The 16120-nt window shown below is 39.8% G+C and carries 15 protein-coding genes; 5 read left to right on the top strand and 10 right to left on the bottom strand.

Features of this window, described 5'->3' with window-relative positions:
• Nucleotides 1–160 precede the first annotated feature (160 nt).
• Nucleotides 161–952, top strand: a complete 792-nt coding sequence (locus JUI58_RS27335; protein WP_348539850.1) for a peptidoglycan-binding domain-containing protein — start codon at nucleotides 161–163, stop codon at nucleotides 950–952.
• Between the two features lie 147 nt (nucleotides 953–1099).
• Nucleotides 1100–2263: an FAD-dependent urate hydroxylase HpxO gene (gene hpxO, locus JUI58_RS06690; RefSeq protein WP_204102985.1), complete on the top strand. Its 1164-nt coding sequence runs from the start codon at nucleotides 1100–1102 to the stop codon at nucleotides 2261–2263.
• A gap of 66 nt (nucleotides 2264–2329) precedes the next feature.
• On the opposite strand, the gene JUI58_RS06685 is transcribed toward hpxO, so the two are convergent.
• Nucleotides 2330–4570, bottom strand: coding sequence for a GAF domain-containing protein (locus tag JUI58_RS06685; protein WP_204102984.1), 2241 nt, complete (start codon nucleotides 4568–4570; stop codon nucleotides 2330–2332).
• 8 nt (nucleotides 4571–4578) lie between these two features.
• On the opposite strand from JUI58_RS06685, the gene JUI58_RS06680 reads away from it, so the two are divergent.
• Nucleotides 4579–4812 carry a hypothetical protein gene (locus JUI58_RS06680; protein WP_204102983.1) on the top strand — a complete coding sequence of 78 codons (234 nt, stop codon included), beginning with the start codon at nucleotides 4579–4581 and terminating at the stop codon, nucleotides 4810–4812.
• 234 nt (nucleotides 4813–5046) lie between these two features.
• Here JUI58_RS06680 and JUI58_RS06675 read toward each other — a convergent pair whose 3' ends face one another.
• A complete protein-coding gene (locus JUI58_RS06675; protein WP_204102982.1) occupies nucleotides 5047–5661 on the bottom strand; it encodes a Uma2 family endonuclease in 615 nt (204 codons plus the stop codon).
• A 113-nt stretch (nucleotides 5662–5774) separates the two neighbouring features.
• Between JUI58_RS06675 and JUI58_RS06670 the strand changes: the two genes are divergently transcribed.
• Complete coding sequence (locus JUI58_RS06670; RefSeq protein ID WP_204102981.1) at nucleotides 5775–6044, top strand: hypothetical protein; 270 nt, start codon at nucleotides 5775–5777, stop codon at nucleotides 6042–6044.
• A 183-nt stretch (nucleotides 6045–6227) separates the two neighbouring features.
• Here JUI58_RS06670 and JUI58_RS06665 read toward each other — a convergent pair whose 3' ends face one another.
• The 5 genes from JUI58_RS06665 to JUI58_RS26945 form a co-directional block, all read right to left on the bottom strand.
• The gene (locus tag JUI58_RS06665) at nucleotides 6228–6413 is read right to left on the bottom strand and encodes a hypothetical protein (protein WP_204102980.1); all 186 of its coding nucleotides are present in this window, start codon (nucleotides 6411–6413) and stop codon (nucleotides 6228–6230) included.
• Nucleotides 6414–6484: 71 nt separating this feature from the next.
• Complete coding sequence (gene alaS, locus JUI58_RS06660; RefSeq protein WP_204102979.1) at nucleotides 6485–9130, bottom strand: alanine--tRNA ligase; 2646 nt, start codon at nucleotides 9128–9130, stop codon at nucleotides 6485–6487.
• 252 nt (nucleotides 9131–9382) lie between these two features.
• Nucleotides 9383–10078 (bottom strand): DUF3226 domain-containing protein, encoded by a 696-nt coding sequence (locus tag JUI58_RS06655; RefSeq protein ID WP_204102978.1) that lies wholly within the window; start codon nucleotides 10076–10078, stop codon nucleotides 9383–9385.
• Nucleotides 10078–11232 carry an ATP-binding protein gene (locus JUI58_RS06650; protein WP_204102977.1) on the bottom strand — a complete coding sequence of 385 codons (1155 nt, stop codon included), beginning with the start codon at nucleotides 11230–11232 and terminating at the stop codon, nucleotides 10078–10080. The genes JUI58_RS06655 and JUI58_RS06650 overlap by 1 nt, the downstream gene beginning before the upstream one ends.
• 124 nt (nucleotides 11233–11356) lie before the next feature.
• Nucleotides 11357–11479 (bottom strand): hypothetical protein, encoded by a 123-nt coding sequence (locus JUI58_RS26945; RefSeq protein ID WP_275414321.1) that lies wholly within the window; start codon nucleotides 11477–11479, stop codon nucleotides 11357–11359.
• A 346-nt stretch (nucleotides 11480–11825) separates the two neighbouring features.
• On the opposite strand from JUI58_RS26945, the gene JUI58_RS06645 reads away from it, so the two are divergent.
• The gene (locus JUI58_RS06645) at nucleotides 11826–12086 is read left to right on the top strand and encodes a type II toxin-antitoxin system Phd/YefM family antitoxin (RefSeq protein ID WP_204102976.1); all 261 of its coding nucleotides are present in this window, start codon (nucleotides 11826–11828) and stop codon (nucleotides 12084–12086) included.
• A gap of 154 nt (nucleotides 12087–12240) precedes the next feature.
• Here the strand turns inward: JUI58_RS06645 and JUI58_RS06640 are convergent, their stop codons facing one another.
• The 3 genes from JUI58_RS06640 to JUI58_RS06630 are packed head-to-tail and all read right to left on the bottom strand — an operon-like array spanning nucleotide 12241 to nucleotide 16052.
• Nucleotides 12241–12429: a hypothetical protein gene (locus JUI58_RS06640; RefSeq protein WP_204102975.1), complete on the bottom strand. Its 189-nt coding sequence runs from the start codon at nucleotides 12427–12429 to the stop codon at nucleotides 12241–12243.
• 7 nt (nucleotides 12430–12436) lie between these two features.
• Nucleotides 12437–13006 carry a zeta toxin family protein gene (locus tag JUI58_RS06635; protein ID WP_204102974.1) on the bottom strand — a complete coding sequence of 190 codons (570 nt, stop codon included), beginning with the start codon at nucleotides 13004–13006 and terminating at the stop codon, nucleotides 12437–12439.
• A 58-nt stretch (nucleotides 13007–13064) separates the two neighbouring features.
• The gene (locus JUI58_RS06630; protein WP_204102973.1) at nucleotides 13065–16052 is read right to left on the bottom strand and encodes a type ISP restriction/modification enzyme; all 2988 of its coding nucleotides are present in this window, start codon (nucleotides 16050–16052) and stop codon (nucleotides 13065–13067) included.
• Nucleotides 16053–16120: the final 68 nt, after the last annotated feature.

Genomic DNA, 16120 nt, shown 5'->3' with positions numbered 1-16120 from the left:
AGTGGACGTTAAACAGATGCTTGTGGAGGGGAATCTGGACGGGGTTTCAAGACAGAGATGACTTGAAACTAGGCAAACCCAGTGAAGCAAGAATCCCCCGTTATAATCTTTGATTTAACGGGGGAGTGTCAATTGTTCATTATTATTGAGGAGGCGATCGGTGGACGCTTTAACCTATACTCTGGCTTGCGCGCTTCAAGAAGAAATAGAGGGAATTGAATACAACTTCGATGGGGTTGAATTCTTTAACTGGTCAAGAATTCCCAATGCGAAATGGCTGGGCTTACTCTCTGTCGGCATTATTTCCGCCAGTTTGATGACTGCAGCCCCTAGTTTTGCCCAAACTATGTCTGGAACTCGCTACGTCAGCACACCGAATGGCGGCTGTCTCAATGCCCGTACTGGTCCTGGACTGAGCTACACCGCTTATAAATGTGTATCTAATAAAGCAGTTCTCGCTCCCATTGTCGGACAAAAAGGGAATTGGTACAAATTGTCTACAGGACGTTGGATCTACAAGCCTTATACTGCACTAACCCCTAGCAGTCTCAGTGTAGGCGGAACAGTTCGTCAAGTTAGTACCCCAAAAGGCGATTGTCTTCAGGCACGGGTTGGACCTGGTACAAATTATAAATCCGATATGTGCGTTAGTAATGGCGCAACTCTCAAGCCCATTATCAGCAGTCGTGGGGACTGGGTGCAACTCTCCAGTAGTCGTTGGGTTTACGGCCCCTATACCAAAGGGATGAGTAGCGTTGGAGTGGGTGGAGTTTCGGTAAAACGGGGTTCTACTGGGTTAGCAGTACGCCAAGTTCAGCAAAAGGTAGGCGTTTCTATTGACGGCGTTTTCGGGACGAAAACCGAAGCCGCAGTTAAAGCCTTCCAAACTAAGAATAAGTTAAATGTCGATGGCATTGTTGGTCCCCAAACTCGCAAAGTAATGGGACTTTGAGAGTGAAGAGTGAAGAGTGAAGAGTTATTTAGCAACTTTTACTGTTTATTCCTTCGCTATTTCCTATTGGCATACAGATTGAAAAACGGGGAATTATATTTTATTCCCCATTCTTTTTGTCTTTTATCTATCTTTTAAAAGTTAGTAATGTATAATCTCAAAGTTATTATTATTGGTGCAGGAATTGGCGGCTTGACAACAGGAATTGCTTTGCGTCAAGCGGGATATGAAGTTGAAATTCATGATAAAGCGAAGGAATTGCGACCAGCAGGGGCGGGAATTTCCCTCTGGTCAAATGGAGTCAAAGTTCTTAACCGCTTGGGTTTGGGGGAAAAAATTGCCCAGATCGGCGGACAAATGGATCGCATGGAATATCGCAGTCATACTGATGAATTACTCAATGAGATTGATTTAATGCCTTTGGTGGAACAGGTGGGACAACGCCCCTATCCTGTCGCCCGTACTGACTTGCAAGAACTGCTTTTAGAGGCTTTTGGACGAGAGGATGTTCAGTTGAATTCTCGTTGTATTGCGGTGGAGGAAGGCGATCGCCATGCTACAGCTATTTTTGAGGGCGATCGCAGAATTACAGGAGATATTGTCATCGGGGCGGATGGCATTCATTCTGTAGTGCGGCGTTATGTGACAGGAAAAGAAATATCTTTACGTTATGCGAATTATGTGAACTGGAATGGCTTGGTTAAAGCCGATCCTGATTTTACCTCGAATAATAATTGGGTTATTTATGTGGGAGAAGGAAAACGCGCTTCGATGATGCCTGTTGGTGGCGATCGCTTTTACTTCTTTTTTGGTTGTCCGATGGCAAAGGGTAGCACAGTTGAGCCGGAAAAGCGCCGGGAAGAATTAGCAAAATTGTTTCAAGGTTGGGCGACTCCGGTACAAAAACTGATTCAAAAACTCGATCCCTTGCAAACCAACCGTTTAGAGATTCACGATATCGATCCCCTCGATCGCCTTGTTCGGGGTAAAATTGTTTTACTGGGAGATTCTGCCCACGCCACAACCCCCACATTAGGACAAGGAGGCTGTCAAGCAATGGAAGATGCAGAGATTCTCTCTCGTTACCTCCTCACGACCACTTTAAGCGTCGAAGATGCCCTCAAACGCTACGAAAGTGCAAGGAAAGATCGCACGGCTAATTTAGTCTTAAAAGCCCGCAAGCGCACAGATACAATTTATAGCCAAGAAGGCGATCGCGCTCAAGAATGGTACGACCAACTTAAACAAGAAAATCCCGATGATGTTGTCGAAGCTCTCGCTAAAATCATTTTAAGTGGTCCTCTCAATTAAATTCTTATATTACATCCGGATGATTACCATAACTTCAGGGCAAAGCATTCATTTATATCTATTATTTTATTGATCTCGAAAAGATTGAAATGCTTGTAAAATAGGCAGCATAGCGGGAGATTTTTGTTTTAATTTCGCAACATCTTCGGTTGTAAATCCTGTCTCAGATTGGCGCTTGTTGAGGAGACGAAGAATTGCTACATAGTTTCCTTCCGAATCAATCACTGGAAATAAAAGAATATTTTTCAATTGTTCTGCCCGATCTTTTCTCAAACCCACTCGCACAAAACGATCCTTAATTTGACTCACTTTATTACTTTTCTTCGCTTCGCGATCGGTTAATAATTTTGCCGCAATTCCACGATCGGCGGGCAGGGAAAATTCTTTGGCGCAGGCATTTTTAGGATCGAATGCGAGAGACCAAACTTCTTTTTTGTTAGCATCAACGAAGAAGATATGACTATATTCTGCACTGACAAATTTTCCCATAAAAATAGTTAAGGAATTAAGCAGAGAATAAAGAGTATTATAGCGACTCTCTTCCTGTTCATCAAAAAGATTCCTAAATAAAGAAAGCGTTTCTTGCACAGCTTCTTTAGGTTCGATATGACTGGATTCTTTTAATCTTTCATGAGTGTTGGCAAATTGAAGAATTGCCCCCACTCGTTCGTTAAAAACTTCCATTGATTGGAGATCGTTTTTATCGAAACTTGCCTTGAAAAAATCTGGGACTGCGGGGTAACTATTGGGATCGTATTCTCCCTCCATTCCCGACTTTCTTTTATTGACTAATTGGGAAACTCCTACCAATTCACCATCAGGGGCGAGAACGGGCATACAAAGCAAACTACAGGTACGATAGAGTGTCTGGGCATCGGTTTTCTTGGCATTCTCTGCGTTAGGATCTTCGTAAAGATCGAAGGGAATAGCCATTGTTGTGCGACTATATGCCACTTGACCTGCAAAACCAACCCCAATGGGACAGCGAATTTCTCCTTTTCCAGGTATTCTTGTCCAGAGATCTCCTCGCTTTCCATCCACTAACCATAAGGTGGCGCGATCGGCATTCAGTAGCTCTTTAGCGGCTCCCATAACCCGCTCTAAAATCATTTCTGTATCGAGATTAACCTGATTGAGCGATCGCGTTGCTTTGGCTAAAGCTGCCGTTGCTTGAGCCTTTTTAATGCCTTCATAACAGGATTGACAAGTTTCTAAAATACCGCGAATGGGAATAACGCATTTTGCTAGGCGTTCTAAATCTTGATGGGTAAATCCGTAAGGATCGCCTTGTTTTTTAACAATTTTATTGAGGAGTTGAACGACGGCAACAATGTCCAGATCGTCGTTTAAAATTGGGAAAGCAAGAATATTTTTAGTTTGATAATTAAACTTTTTATCAGATTCCTTAACTAAGCGCGATCGCGGATCTTCGTAAACATTATCGGCGATGTGAATGACCTGTTTATTTTTCGCCACTAATCCGGCAATCCCTTGGCCGACGCGGACATGAATATCGAGAAACTGTCCGCTTTCATCTTCGGCAACCAGGGACCAAAGTTCGGTTTTCTCATCATTGAGGAGGAAAATACTGGTGCGATCTGCTCCCACTAATTCCCCGACTTTTCCTGTTAAGTCTCGTAAGGTTTCATAAAGTGGTTGACCGACGGTTTGTTCGTCAGCATCCCCGCTTTCAATTTTAGTTAGAATTTCCCCTTGTTTCTGAAGTAATTTACGTTCGAGTTCGCTAAATGCGTGGAGAAATTCATCGTCATCGGGTTCGAGATTGGCTTCTAATTTAGAAATTGCTTTATCAATCCAGTCTAAATCAAAAACTTCCTCATAAATTTTATTATGAACTTTTAATCGTCCTCTTTGTTGAACAATTAAACCTAATAAACGCAGTTCTTTTTGTTCTGCACTATTATCGGCAAAAACCGATTCATTTTTAACAATTTCGCGATAGAATTTGAGGAGTTTGATGCTATTTTTTTTATCTTTACTTTTAAGAATGCGATCGCGAATATTCCATAAGGGCTTAAGGTGAGGATTCTGATCCCAATTCTTGAGGATCTTGGCTCTAACTTTTGTGTTAACCCACTCTTCTTCTTCCCCAAAAATTGGTGCTTCGTCTCCCCCCAACACCATTTTGAAGAGTATTTGCGTGAGAAAAGGCTCTTTTCCGGTCCATTCCAAAACCAGTCCCAACATTTTTTTGTAGTTGTGAGAGCCTTCCAGCATTTCGGGAGTCAGGGGGAGTCCGTTGCTACTGGCATCTTGGGTGGGGGAGGAAAATGAATTTGAGGTCATGATGCAACTTGGATGATGATGCAATAGGGACTGATATTGGCTATGATGTCGAGGATATTGCAAGCAATGTCCCGATATCAACTGGCAGACGATCGCCTTCGGAAAAATCTTCTGCATACCCTTACACCGACATTGTAAATCTCTTTGTGAATGTCGTCAGGAAATTTTCCTCGATCGCAGCAAAAATTGCTCATTTTGCGATCGCCGAGAGAATTTCTAAGATTTGGGAAGAATTTATTTAACTCTACCAAAGCGATCTCCTTCTTACCAACAGGAATATTTTAACTTATCAGAGTAGGAAGGGCATTGCCCCTCTACTATAACTATTGTAACTATTCCCGCAATTGTTTTTTTTGCGGTTTCTAGTACCTCCGTTAACTTACTCCCATCGCGACCTCCTGCTTGTGCTAAATGGGGACGACCTCCCTTTCCACCACGGCAAATCTTGGCAATTTCACCGATAAATTTGCATAATATTAAAATTCAATGCGACGATAGATTTCTCTCATCGGGAGTTCTATATTATTTAAACTTTGTAGGATGATCGCATCTTCAAGGCGATCGCAAACCTGCCATTGCCAGCGATTTTCATTTTCGCGATCGCTATTATAATATTGCTCTACATAGGGTTCATTTTGGCTGACGAGAAGATATTCGCAAAAACTGGTAAGCGATCGATATTTTCTAAACTTTTCCCCTCGGTCATAAGCCTCTGTTGAAGGAGAAAGCACTTCAACAATTAATCTAGGATTGAGAATTTCATCTTGGCGATCGCCATTAAATTCTGGCTCTCCTTCAATAACAAAAACATCGCCATAAGTACCACAATTAAACCGAGGAATCCAGATTCGCAGATCGCCATTATAAGTTTCAAAAGTCGTATCTCGAAGCGTCACATTCAAAAAAGTTGTAATATCTACAGCAATACGACTATGAAGGAGAGAACCTCCTAGCATAGCAATTATCTCTCCATTACAATATTCGTGACGTTCTTCGGCGATTTCTTCTTTTGCGCGGTATTCATCTGGCGTAATGTGAGTTACCGTTGCATCTGGGAGAATATTGGGGGGATGAGTTTGGCCAATAACCACAGATCGCTCCTCGTAATGACTGACTTAGGGTTATTGTACTATTTTTTGGATGCGATCGCGGGGAGCGCAGAACTGTTAAAATTGAGGAGCAGCACGATTTTTCATTTAAACTCATGCCACCGTATACAATCGCGTTAACTGAAGAAGTTTATGAAATGCTCCTAGCAGTTGCTCGAGAACAGGGCTTAACTCCTGCTAATTGGATCGCGGTTCAGCTTCCTGTAAAACCATTAGAGAAACAGCCTTTACCTGAAGGAATAGAGGATTTAATTGGTGCGATCAATAGTCAAGCTAAACCTTATCATCAGTTCCCGAAAACAGAGTTTGGCGAACAAATTACTGCTAAATTAGCTAAACAAGGGCTAAGGCGATCGCAATCTTAGACTATGATTTTAACCGATACAGGACCCTTAATTGCTTTAATTGATAAAGGACAAGGAGAAGCGCATACTCAATGCGTTAAAACTTATAGAAAATTTACAGATACACTTTTAACAACATGGCCTTGTTTCACTGAAGCTATGTATTTTTTATCGGAGTTAAGAGGTTGGTCGGGACAAAATATATTAATCGACAAAACTCAATGCTTCTGTATCAAGAAAACTTGCGATCGCCATTTCGATAACTGCTTCTACAGGGTACTCAATTTCAGCAGCACGAGCAATCAGAGCTTCTCGAATGCGATCGGGAAAACGCTCTAAAATCGCTTCTGCATCAGTAGAAGATAATTGCTCTAAAAGTTGTGTTTGCATCGTTTTACGATTCGGTTGGTATCTTAACGTTGTAAGGATGGGGGATAAAAACCCCCCTTTATTTACCTTAATTACTGTAACTGTTCTAGTAATTGTGTTTTTGCTGTCTCTAACGCCTCCGCTAACTTACTCGGATCGCGACCTCCTGCTTGTGCTAAATTAGGACGGCCACCACCACCACCGCCGCAAATCTTGGCAATTCCGCCAATAAATTTACCCGCTTGTAGTTTCTTTTCCTTGTTAATTTTCGGACTGAAAGCGGCTACTAAACTCACCTTACCTTCTCCCGGAATCGCACCTAAAATTACAGCACTTTCCCCTAACTTTTGTTGTAATCGTTCCGCCGCCGTTTGTAAAGCCTTGGGGTCAATTTCTCCCATATTGGCAACCAATAATTTAAACTCCCCAACCGACTCCGCTTGGGATAATAATTGCTCAGATTTGGCGATCGCCAATTCAGTTTTAGCGGCTGCTAATTCCTTCTGATTTGTCTTTAAATCTTCCTGCAATTTCATCACGCGATCGCAGATTTCTTCCGGCTGAGATTTAAAGCGATCGCTTAACTCTCGCACGATCTTATCCCGAACATTCAAATACTCCAACACCGCAGGACCCGCAACCGCTTCAATACGACGTACTCCAGCAGAAATTCCCGACTCAGACATAATCTTAAACAGTCCGATTTCCGCCGTATTTCGCACATGAGTACCGCCGCAGAGTTCCATCGAAACCCCTGGAACATCAATAACGCGCACCACCTCACCATATTTCTCCCCAAACATCGCCGTTGCACCCTTCAATTTTGCTTCATCTAAGGACATTAATTCCACTTCAGTTTCGTGTGCTTCTGCGATCCAACTATTAATTTGTTCCTCTATTTTTTGCAACTCTTCAGTAGTAACGGGACGAGATAAATGAAAGTCAAATCGTAGGCGATCGAAGTCCACCAAAGACCCTGCTTGAGAGATGGACTCATCAACATACTTTTTCAATGCAGCTTGTAACAAATGAGTTGCGGTATGATTAGCTTGGGTGCGACGACGACAAGCGCGATCGATGGTTGCAGAGATTTTTTCCCCCGATCGCAGATATCCTCGTTCCACGCGACCGTAATGAATAAACATCCCCGATTCTTTCTGCACATCTTCAATGCGAACGACCAAATTATCTCCAGACAAATAACCGCGATCGCCAATTTGTCCCCCAGATTCAGCATAAAATGGCGTGCGATCTAACACCACTTGTACTTCCGTTCCCGCATTAGCAACACCCACAGTTTTTCCATCTACTAATACTGCCTCAATTATCGCTTGTGCTTGCGGTTCTGTATAGCCTAAAAACTCCGTCGGATGAATTTTATCTGCCAACTTATCTAAACTTTCCTGTACCATAAGATCGATAGTTTCATGGGCAGCTTGAGAGGCTTCTGTTTGTTCTTTCATCGCATCATCAAACCCTTTGAGGTCGATTGTAAAACCCTGTTCCGCAGCAATTTCTTGGGTTAATTCCAAAGGAAAACCGTAGGTATCATAAAGTTTAAAAGCATTACGTCCATCAAGGGTTTTCTTTTTAAACTTTTTAACTTTATCCATCAGTTCGTGCAGTAATTTTTCTCCCCTTTCTAAAGTCTTACCAAAACGAATTTCTTCATTTTTCAATTCTTCCTTAATTACCTGTTCCCGTTCTCTCACGTTAGGATAAGCAGCCTCAGAAAGTTGAATCGCAGTCTCGGCAATTTTAGCAGTAAATTCTCCTTCTACTCCCAACAAACGACCGTGACGAACAACTCTACGAATGAGACGGCGCAAAACATAACCGCGACCAATATTTGATGTTGTTATCCCATCTGCAATCATCTGAACCACAGAACGAACATGATCGCCAATAACTTTCAGGGAAACTTTTGTTTTTTCATCGGCTTCATTGTAATCAATTCCCGCAATTTCTGCCGCCGTTTTAATAATGGGAAAAATGAGATCGGTTTCGTAATTATTAGGAACGCTTTGCAAAATTTGTGCCATGCGTTCTAAACCTAATCCCGTGTCGATATTCTGCTTTTCTAACGAAGTCAAATTTCCTTCAGCATCCCGATTGTATTGCATGAAAACGAGGTTATAAAACTCGATAAACCGCGTGTCATCTTCCAGATCGATATTCTCGTCTCCTTTTTCGGGATGAAAATCATAGTAGATTTCCGAACAGGGTCCGCAAGGTCCCGTTGGTCCCGAAGTCCAAAAATTATCTTTATGTCCCATACGCTGAATGCGTTGTTCGGAAACACCGATTTTATCTCGCCAAATAGCAAAGGCCTCATCATCTTCTTGAAATACACTGGGAACGAGGCGATCGCAAGGCAGTCCAAAGACTTCTGTAGAGAGTTCCCAAGCCCATTTTATCGCTTCTTCTTTAAAATAATCCCCAAAACTAAAATTACCCAGCATCTCAAAGAAAGTATGGTGTCTGGCGGTCCGTCCTACGTTTTCAATATCATTGGTACGAATACACTTTTGTGAGGTTGTCGCCCGCAAATGAGGAGCTTTTCTTTGTCCGAGGAAAATGGGTTTAAAGGGTAACATCCCCGCAATCGTTAATAGTACCGTGGGATCTTCAGGGACAAGAGAAGCACTCGGTAAAATTTTATGTTGCCGTTGGGCATAAAAATCTAAAAATTGTTGCCGGATTTCAGCGCCAGTTAGGTATTTCGGTTTAAAAGTCATGGGATTTCTTAGGAATATCTATTTTGCTTGCACTTTAACTATTGTGACATCTTTACCAGTCCTTCTGGTCATTTCGAGGAGAAAATGCGATCGCGCTTGCGATAGTACATAGGAATTGAGTTTGACGGGCGGGAGATATGACCCAAAAAGCCAACATTGGCAGCAAGCACTTAATTTAGTTTAGCGCTAAATTCCCTAGCACGTCGGATGAACGCCAAATCTTAATCTTGAAGTTTGCGCGATCGCAAGACATCATTCTCCAAATAATCTTGTCAACCAATTGGTAAACTGGCGAGCAGGTTCATTATTTGTCGCTAAAGTTCCAGCTTTAATAGCTGTTCCAAAAGGAGTTCCGGGATTTTTATGCCATGCCAAATAAGTGTGAATAATTGCTTTAGCACGATATGCTTCTTTAAAAGAAGTAAAATTGCGAGATTTTGCAGTATCTACACATTCTTCTGCATAGTTTAAACTTCCCTCGTAGTCACAGGTTTTTGTCTTAGCTTTTGCTTTTGCTAAATTTAGCAAAAAATCTTCCAACATTCCGATATCTTGGTTATTTGGCATTAACCAAATTCCAATTTTTGGGAATCCTTTTACATTGGGAATAATAGTTCCTTGTCGATCTGGATCTTCATGTTTTTCATAATCTGGACAAACTTTTTGCAATCGATCTATAACAGCGTCCATTCTGGAGGTAACACTAGGATTGTCTTCAGGTTTATCTGTATCTAAAACAATTCCAATAACATTAGGTCTTTCATTTCGAGAATATCTCAACAATTCGTCTAATTTTGATAATGCTTCTTCATGCCCCTCACAATTATATATACAAAATTCTTTTGGCACTTTATGGGCAACACATAAGTGCATAACTACATGACAATCATCACTACCTTCAAGCAATAGAATCTTGTTTTCTGACTTTAAATCATGTTTGAAATCCATTATCGCACTTCTCCATCTATAGCTAAGATATCTCCCAATGAATCACGATCGTAAGGCATAACCTCAGTTTCAGAGATGTAGTTATCAAGACGATAAAAAGTTGCGCGATCGGGGTATTTTTTCCAAATCTCTTCAAAAGCATTAATACAATCTTTGCTATGGGTAGTCGCCACTACTTGAACATTTAACTTTTCAGATAATTGAAAGATTAGATCCCATAATTTAGATTGTACAGAATAATGCAGTCCATTTTCAAATTCATCAATCAGTAATAAACCATTTTGTGCATTAACTAATGCCAAAACAATATGAAACAAATGGGTAATCCCGTCACCCAAACTTTTCAAAGGTATTCGGAAGTCATCATTATAAATTAAAATAGGTGTAATTTCTTCCTTTTCTCTGGGAATGCTATTTCTATTTAGTTCTTTAGGAAGAAGTACGCTAATATCTTGAATATCACTATCGATTAATTTAAGTGCATTGATTACTTCTTGCTTCATAGTCGGTTTAATACTAACATTATTCCAAAGTCCTGCCAGTATATCATCAGAAATACAGTCAGTTGGGACAAACTGAATATTATGGAGAGATTTATGATTTGACAAACTCATAGAAATAGAACGAGAGTATCGGCGAATATTTTGTATATCTTTACTCAACCTGACTAAACGTTGTGTTGTACGATATGTTTCTAATTCCAATACATATTCAGTATCTACTAAAGATATATCTGTCTCAGAAGGACTATCCAATTTGACAAAGCGACTCTCTGTATCAGTTTCTATAGTTTGATAAAGAGAAAGATATAATTTAATTCGATTCTCCAAGTTATGGAGAGAACCTATTTCTATGGACTCAGTATTTATTCTGGGTAATTTATAACCGTAGAATAGATAACGAAATGGATGGTTGATATCTTGAAAAACCAAGTTTTCATTTAACTTAAAACGAATTTCCCAGTCTTGTCCGCGTTCGGAAATAAGGTTGTAAAGCAATAAGGGGGACGCATTGGTAGCATATACACGCAATGCTTCTAAGAGACAAGTTTTCCCAGAGTTATTATTACCTATAATTAGGTTAACATTACTGAGTTTATCAATCTCTAATGTTTTGAACGCACGAAAGTTTTTTATATATAAAGAATCTAACATAAATCAAGGTTTGTTTGAATGTATATTTTCTCCACTTCTGACCTGCATTAGAGTGCGAGTTTTTTGGATTATACCACATTAACCGAATTGTTGAAAGCGTAGCGTTGAAATCCTTAAACATTACTCAAACTAAAACATCGGCGCATTTTTTCTCTGAAAATTCCTCCATCAGCACGGCGATCGCGCTTCCTCCTAACTCCCAACCCCTAAGAAACAGGGATTTCAATCCCTGGCGGATCGGGTGCATCTCAAAGTTGCAAATTTACAACAACATTGCTCCGAATAATTAGAGCTAGGGAGCGAGACGCTCCCACTACAATAAACTATAATGGGGGTAGTGCGTTCGCGTAGCGTGTCCAAAGGACAAACATCTTGCTCGCTATTTTTACAAAACTGAGATGCACCTGGCGGATCTGGCTATTCGCTTTACATTTTCTCATAAATTTGACAAAGTGGCGTGCGGCTAATGTGGTTTCAAAAGCAAAATCAACTTCAGTATTGACTAGGAAATATAATCTTGCTAACATCTTAATTCCTTTTAGCTGCTATACTGGAAGTGACTGGTTCAAATACGAATATAATCATAAGGCAAAATGGAAACAATCGCAGTTAATGAAGATATAAAAAAGATTGATGAATTAGTCGATCGCGCTGTTGAAAGCGATCAACCAATTTTATTAAAAGGAGAAAAAGGAAATGCTATTTTGATTTCTGAAAAAGATTGGAATGCTCTCCAAGAAACACTTTACTTGCAATCTATTCCCGAAATGACTAAATCAATAAAAAAAGGCGGAGATACTTCATTAAAGGATTGTGTTGAGGAATCAATAGTTAGGGGGATTTTAAATGGATGAGTGGCAATTATTGTTTACTAAACAGGCAGTCAAAGATGCTAAAAAAATTGCATCATCGCGATCGCCTTCGCATATTCTTCTAGCTTCTCTTTTTCTTCTGGACTCAAGGTTTCATCCTCTTTTTAGTTTGTTTTACTCTTTTTTTTACCACGATTCAGGTATTTTTGCAAAACTGAGATGCACCCGAATTCATGGGGGGAATTTGGTCTGCGGTTAAGGTGACAACCTTACCATCTTGCCAAATACTAATCGATTCTCCTAACCTGCGGTGTCTTTCTATAGCTTGCGCGATCGCAAATTTAACCCCAGCATCAATTTTTTGCTGAGTTTCGCTTAGGTGCATTTCTTTTTCATTCGCTAAGTTCGATTTGCTTCCAGATTGAGGGTTCATAAACAATTATTTTCTGATTGAGATTTGATGCAGTGACTAACTGAGGACTAGGGTTAGAATTATCATAGATACTCCAAGTATCGCACAAAGGCAAATACAAGTTCATTAAATTACTGCGTCCTCGTTGGTAGCGACGACGAATTGTTTCTTCTGGGATATTGTGACCTCCACTTTCTACTCTTCTCCTAACTCGTGCGATCGCGAGTTCTGGACTCTGCAACCAAAAGTAAATTAAGTTTATTATATATCCTTTCGCTTTACATTTTCTCATAAATTTGGCAAAGTGGCGTGCGGCTAAGGTGGTTTCAAAAGCAAAATCAACTTCAGCATTAACGAGATAATCCAATCTTGCTAACATTAATCGTCCTGCTTGTATCGCTACAGATTCGGGATTAAAAGGAGAGATTCCAACTGCGATTTCATCAGCGTTGACATATTCAAACACTTCTAGAAAGGAAGGAAGAATTTGTTTGGCAGTCGTTGTTTTTCCAGAACCATTCGCACCACCGATAACATATAAATTGGGCATTTTAGATTATATTTAATTTTACTATATTAGCGCGATCGCTTTTTGGATAGGTCGCTGATTATTCTTGTTCCATTTCTCGGATGATTCTCATGGTCTCTACGGAAACAGCACACACTCTGGTTAATAAGTCAATGACTTTTTCTTTATAATCTGCAAATTTGTAGGTATTGAATTTTTCGCGAATAGTCGGATCGCGTGGTTTCTTTTCTTTATGTTGGTCTAGTACCCATTCTAAGGCAGAACGGTTGCCGAGTTTGTATTCCCAGGCAGCAGGGGGAATGTCTTTCAAGGTGGTGATATTATCGAGGAGAATTTGATGGTTATCTTTGTCTGCTTTCAGTTTGGGTTTATAGAGTTGTCCGTCTTTGAGGGGAATATCAATCTGTTGGAGTTTGTAGGGGGTAATACTTTCATAGTTGAGGTGCAATTCCATTAATTTTTCTCCCCAGTTTGCCCATTTTTGGAAGTCGTCATAAAAGGGAAGTCGAGGAAAGTCTCGTTTTAGGTTCAGTTCGTATTTTTTGCGGTATTGGGGGTTATGGAGGACGGCATAGGTATAGTGGAAGATATCGAGTTTTGTTATCGTTTTATTGTTGTAATGGGTTTGAAATTGTTTGAGTCCCCAATCGGTGATATTATCGATGCGATTTCCTTCTTTGTCGTAGCGGTAGAGAGGGAGACATTGTGCTGTATTGGGCATAAAAATATCTAAATTTGGAATAATAGCTGTTGCTAAAACAGAAAAACTTATTCTTAAACCATAAGATAGAGTAATTAGATTGTTTTCTTTTAAATTTTTATCAAATATGTTATTTAACTGACCAGGCATTCTATTTAGATGTCTATCAAAGTAGACATATTTTTGAGTGTATGGCCTATACAAACCAAAATAAATTTTAGAATTCTCAAACTCTATGCAAATATGATTTTGCAAATATTTATTAAGTTCTCGATCCCATTTTATTTTATCTTTACTTTCATATTTTTTGTTTTTCAATGTTCTCTGATATATCTTAACGAAAAATTCTATCTTTTTTGCAAGTATGCTATTGTCAAAATCATAAACCCATTCATCCCTACCTGTTTCTAAACCACGCGAAAATAACTCAAAAACTGCTTCTTGAGATCGTCCTGCTTTCACCTCTTTATCTACTAATATTAACAAATCATCAAAATCATTATCAATCAATTTAACCCAATTCTGTTTTTCATCCGGTTGAATATGTTTGAATGTCAAATTACTAAATTTATTACTTACAAGCAAACCCAACTTTTCCTCTACTGTTTCCAAATCATTAGTATTAAGATAATGAATTGAACATTGATTATTATTTTTTGACTGACTTTTGATTAAAAAACTGATCGCAACACCAATTTTAATTCCGAATACATTCCCATTCTTATCCCCCTTCCGCAAATTTCCACCCAAATCAATCAAATAAATATCACTAAATTCTTGGCTCAATATCTTACGAAACCCATCAAACGTTAACGCATTGATAAACGAATTATTCGTTACAAAACTGACAATTCCTTTTGTTTTATTAATCCGATCGCTTGCCCAACGATAAAATCGAACATACATATCATAAAGAGCATTTTTGTTTTGTGCTTTTCCCTGCTTAACATAAGTTTCTCTAATCCGACTATCAATTGAATCATATTTACGATTTGCATTATTTTGATTAAAATTTTCTTGCCAAGCATTATAAGGAGGATTGCCAATAATCACCGAAATTTCTTTATCATTTTGTCTTTTAATCCTCTCCGTATTCTCCAACGTCATCGCAAACAAATCCAACTGTTTCCCTGCAAAAGAAGTATTATCCAACGTATCCATAAAACAAATATTCTTAAACTCCTCATACACCTTCATCTTCTGCTGATAAGTATACTCAATATTCAAATTGGCAATGTAATAAGGCAAAATCGCCACCTCATTACAATGAATCTCATTCAGATACTTATACCGCAACTTATTCGCAGGCAAATACTCAATCAACTCCGTAATAAACGTCCCCGTCCCCGTCGCAGGATCGAGAATTTCTACCCCTTCATCACTCAACAACTTCCCAAAATGTTTGTGTAACAAATAATCCGTACTCTCCACCATAAACCGAACAATTTCATTCGGTGTATAAACAATTCCCAACCGATCCGCAGCCTTCGGATTATATGCTTTATAAAAATTCTCATAAAGCACCTTTAAAAACTTCTGTTTCTCCTGATGATTAGAAATATTTGTCGCCGTCCGTCGAATTACCGCATAATAATGTTCAATACTTCCTAACGTATTCCGACGCACCGATCCCGTAAAAAACGTCTCAATAATCCCCTGTAAAGACCGTGCAATATTATTTTCCCGATGAAACTGGGACTCATTAAAAACCGTCGTAAAAATATCCTCCGTGAGAATATGTTGAATCATCATTTCTCTTATATCTTCCCCCGTTACCTCCGGGTTAATCGACTTGCGACATAACTCTAAAAACGTCTCCCTCGCCTCTCGAAATGCTTGGTTATTCGCCGCCGCATCTGCAATCCTTTCCCGTAACTCCTCCGCAATTAAAGGCACATCCTGCTTAAATTGTTCCAACGCTTCCCGAAAATCCTTCACCTCCGGACGAACATAATTAATAAACTGTTGTAAAAGTCCATCTAACGCCTCCCAATCTGCCATCAAAACCCGCAATATTTCCGTATCTCCTTGATATAAAACCGCCGTCCGTGTATCCTCAAAAATTATATTATCCGTGGGATATCCCTTCGCCAACTTCTTTGCAATTTCCTCATCAAGATCGTCCTTCGTATCCTTCGCTTCCCAGTATCCCCAGTCCAACCGCAACGCATCTTTTACCGTCCCATCCGGACGAATGCTAGTATTTTTGTAAGTTAACTCATCAACGAGACGAAAATCCCGCGCTTTGCAATATCCTCCCAATAACGTTGCAAACGCCTTTCGCAACGAAGACTCATTGCGAGACCCTCCGTAGCGTTGTAACTCCTCCAATTCCCGCTTGTACTGTTCAATTAGCAACTTAGACATCGTTGCTTGACTCCTCACTCAAAAAAAGGGACTTAATTATTTTACCTTCATTAGCGGAGATGCGATCG

Origin of the sequence: Spirulina sp. CCY15215 (assembly GCF_016888125.1) — a bacterium.
Classification (GTDB): domain Bacteria; phylum Cyanobacteriota; class Cyanobacteriia; order Cyanobacteriales; family Spirulinaceae; genus CCY15215.
Note: the sequence above shows the minus strand (reverse complement) of the source record. Positions and strands in the feature narration are given on the sequence as shown.

Coding starts and splice junctions, on each gene's coding strand:
- hpxO (WP_204102985.1), top strand. CDS start 1,100: ATGTATAATCTCAAAGTTATTATTATTGGTGCAGGAATTGGCGGCTTG.
- JUI58_RS06685 (WP_204102984.1), bottom strand. CDS start 4,570: ATGACCTCAAATTCATTTTCCTCCCCCACCCAAGATGCCAGTAGCAAC.
- JUI58_RS06670 (WP_204102981.1), top strand. CDS start 5,775: ATGCCACCGTATACAATCGCGTTAACTGAAGAAGTTTATGAAATGCTC.
- JUI58_RS06665 (WP_204102980.1), bottom strand. CDS start 6,413: ATGCAAACACAACTTTTAGAGCAATTATCTTCTACTGATGCAGAAGCG.
- alaS (WP_204102979.1), bottom strand. CDS start 9,130: ATGACTTTTAAACCGAAATACCTAACTGGCGCTGAAATCCGGCAACAA.
- JUI58_RS06655 (WP_204102978.1), bottom strand. CDS start 10,078: ATGGATTTCAAACATGATTTAAAGTCAGAAAACAAGATTCTATTGCTT.
- JUI58_RS06650 (WP_204102977.1), bottom strand. CDS start 11,232: ATGTTAGATTCTTTATATATAAAAAACTTTCGTGCGTTCAAAACATTA.
- JUI58_RS26945 (WP_275414321.1), bottom strand. CDS start 11,479: ATGCACCCGATCCGCCAGGGATTGAAATCCCTGTTTCTTAGGGGTTGG.
- JUI58_RS06645 (WP_204102976.1), top strand. CDS start 11,826: ATGGAAACAATCGCAGTTAATGAAGATATAAAAAAGATTGATGAATTA.
- JUI58_RS06640 (WP_204102975.1), bottom strand. CDS start 12,429: ATGCACCTAAGCGAAACTCAGCAAAAAATTGATGCTGGGGTTAAATTT.
- JUI58_RS06635 (WP_204102974.1), bottom strand. CDS start 13,006: ATGCCCAATTTATATGTTATCGGTGGTGCGAATGGTTCTGGAAAAACA.
- JUI58_RS06630 (WP_204102973.1), bottom strand. CDS start 16,052: ATGTCTAAGTTGCTAATTGAACAGTACAAGCGGGAATTGGAGGAGTTA.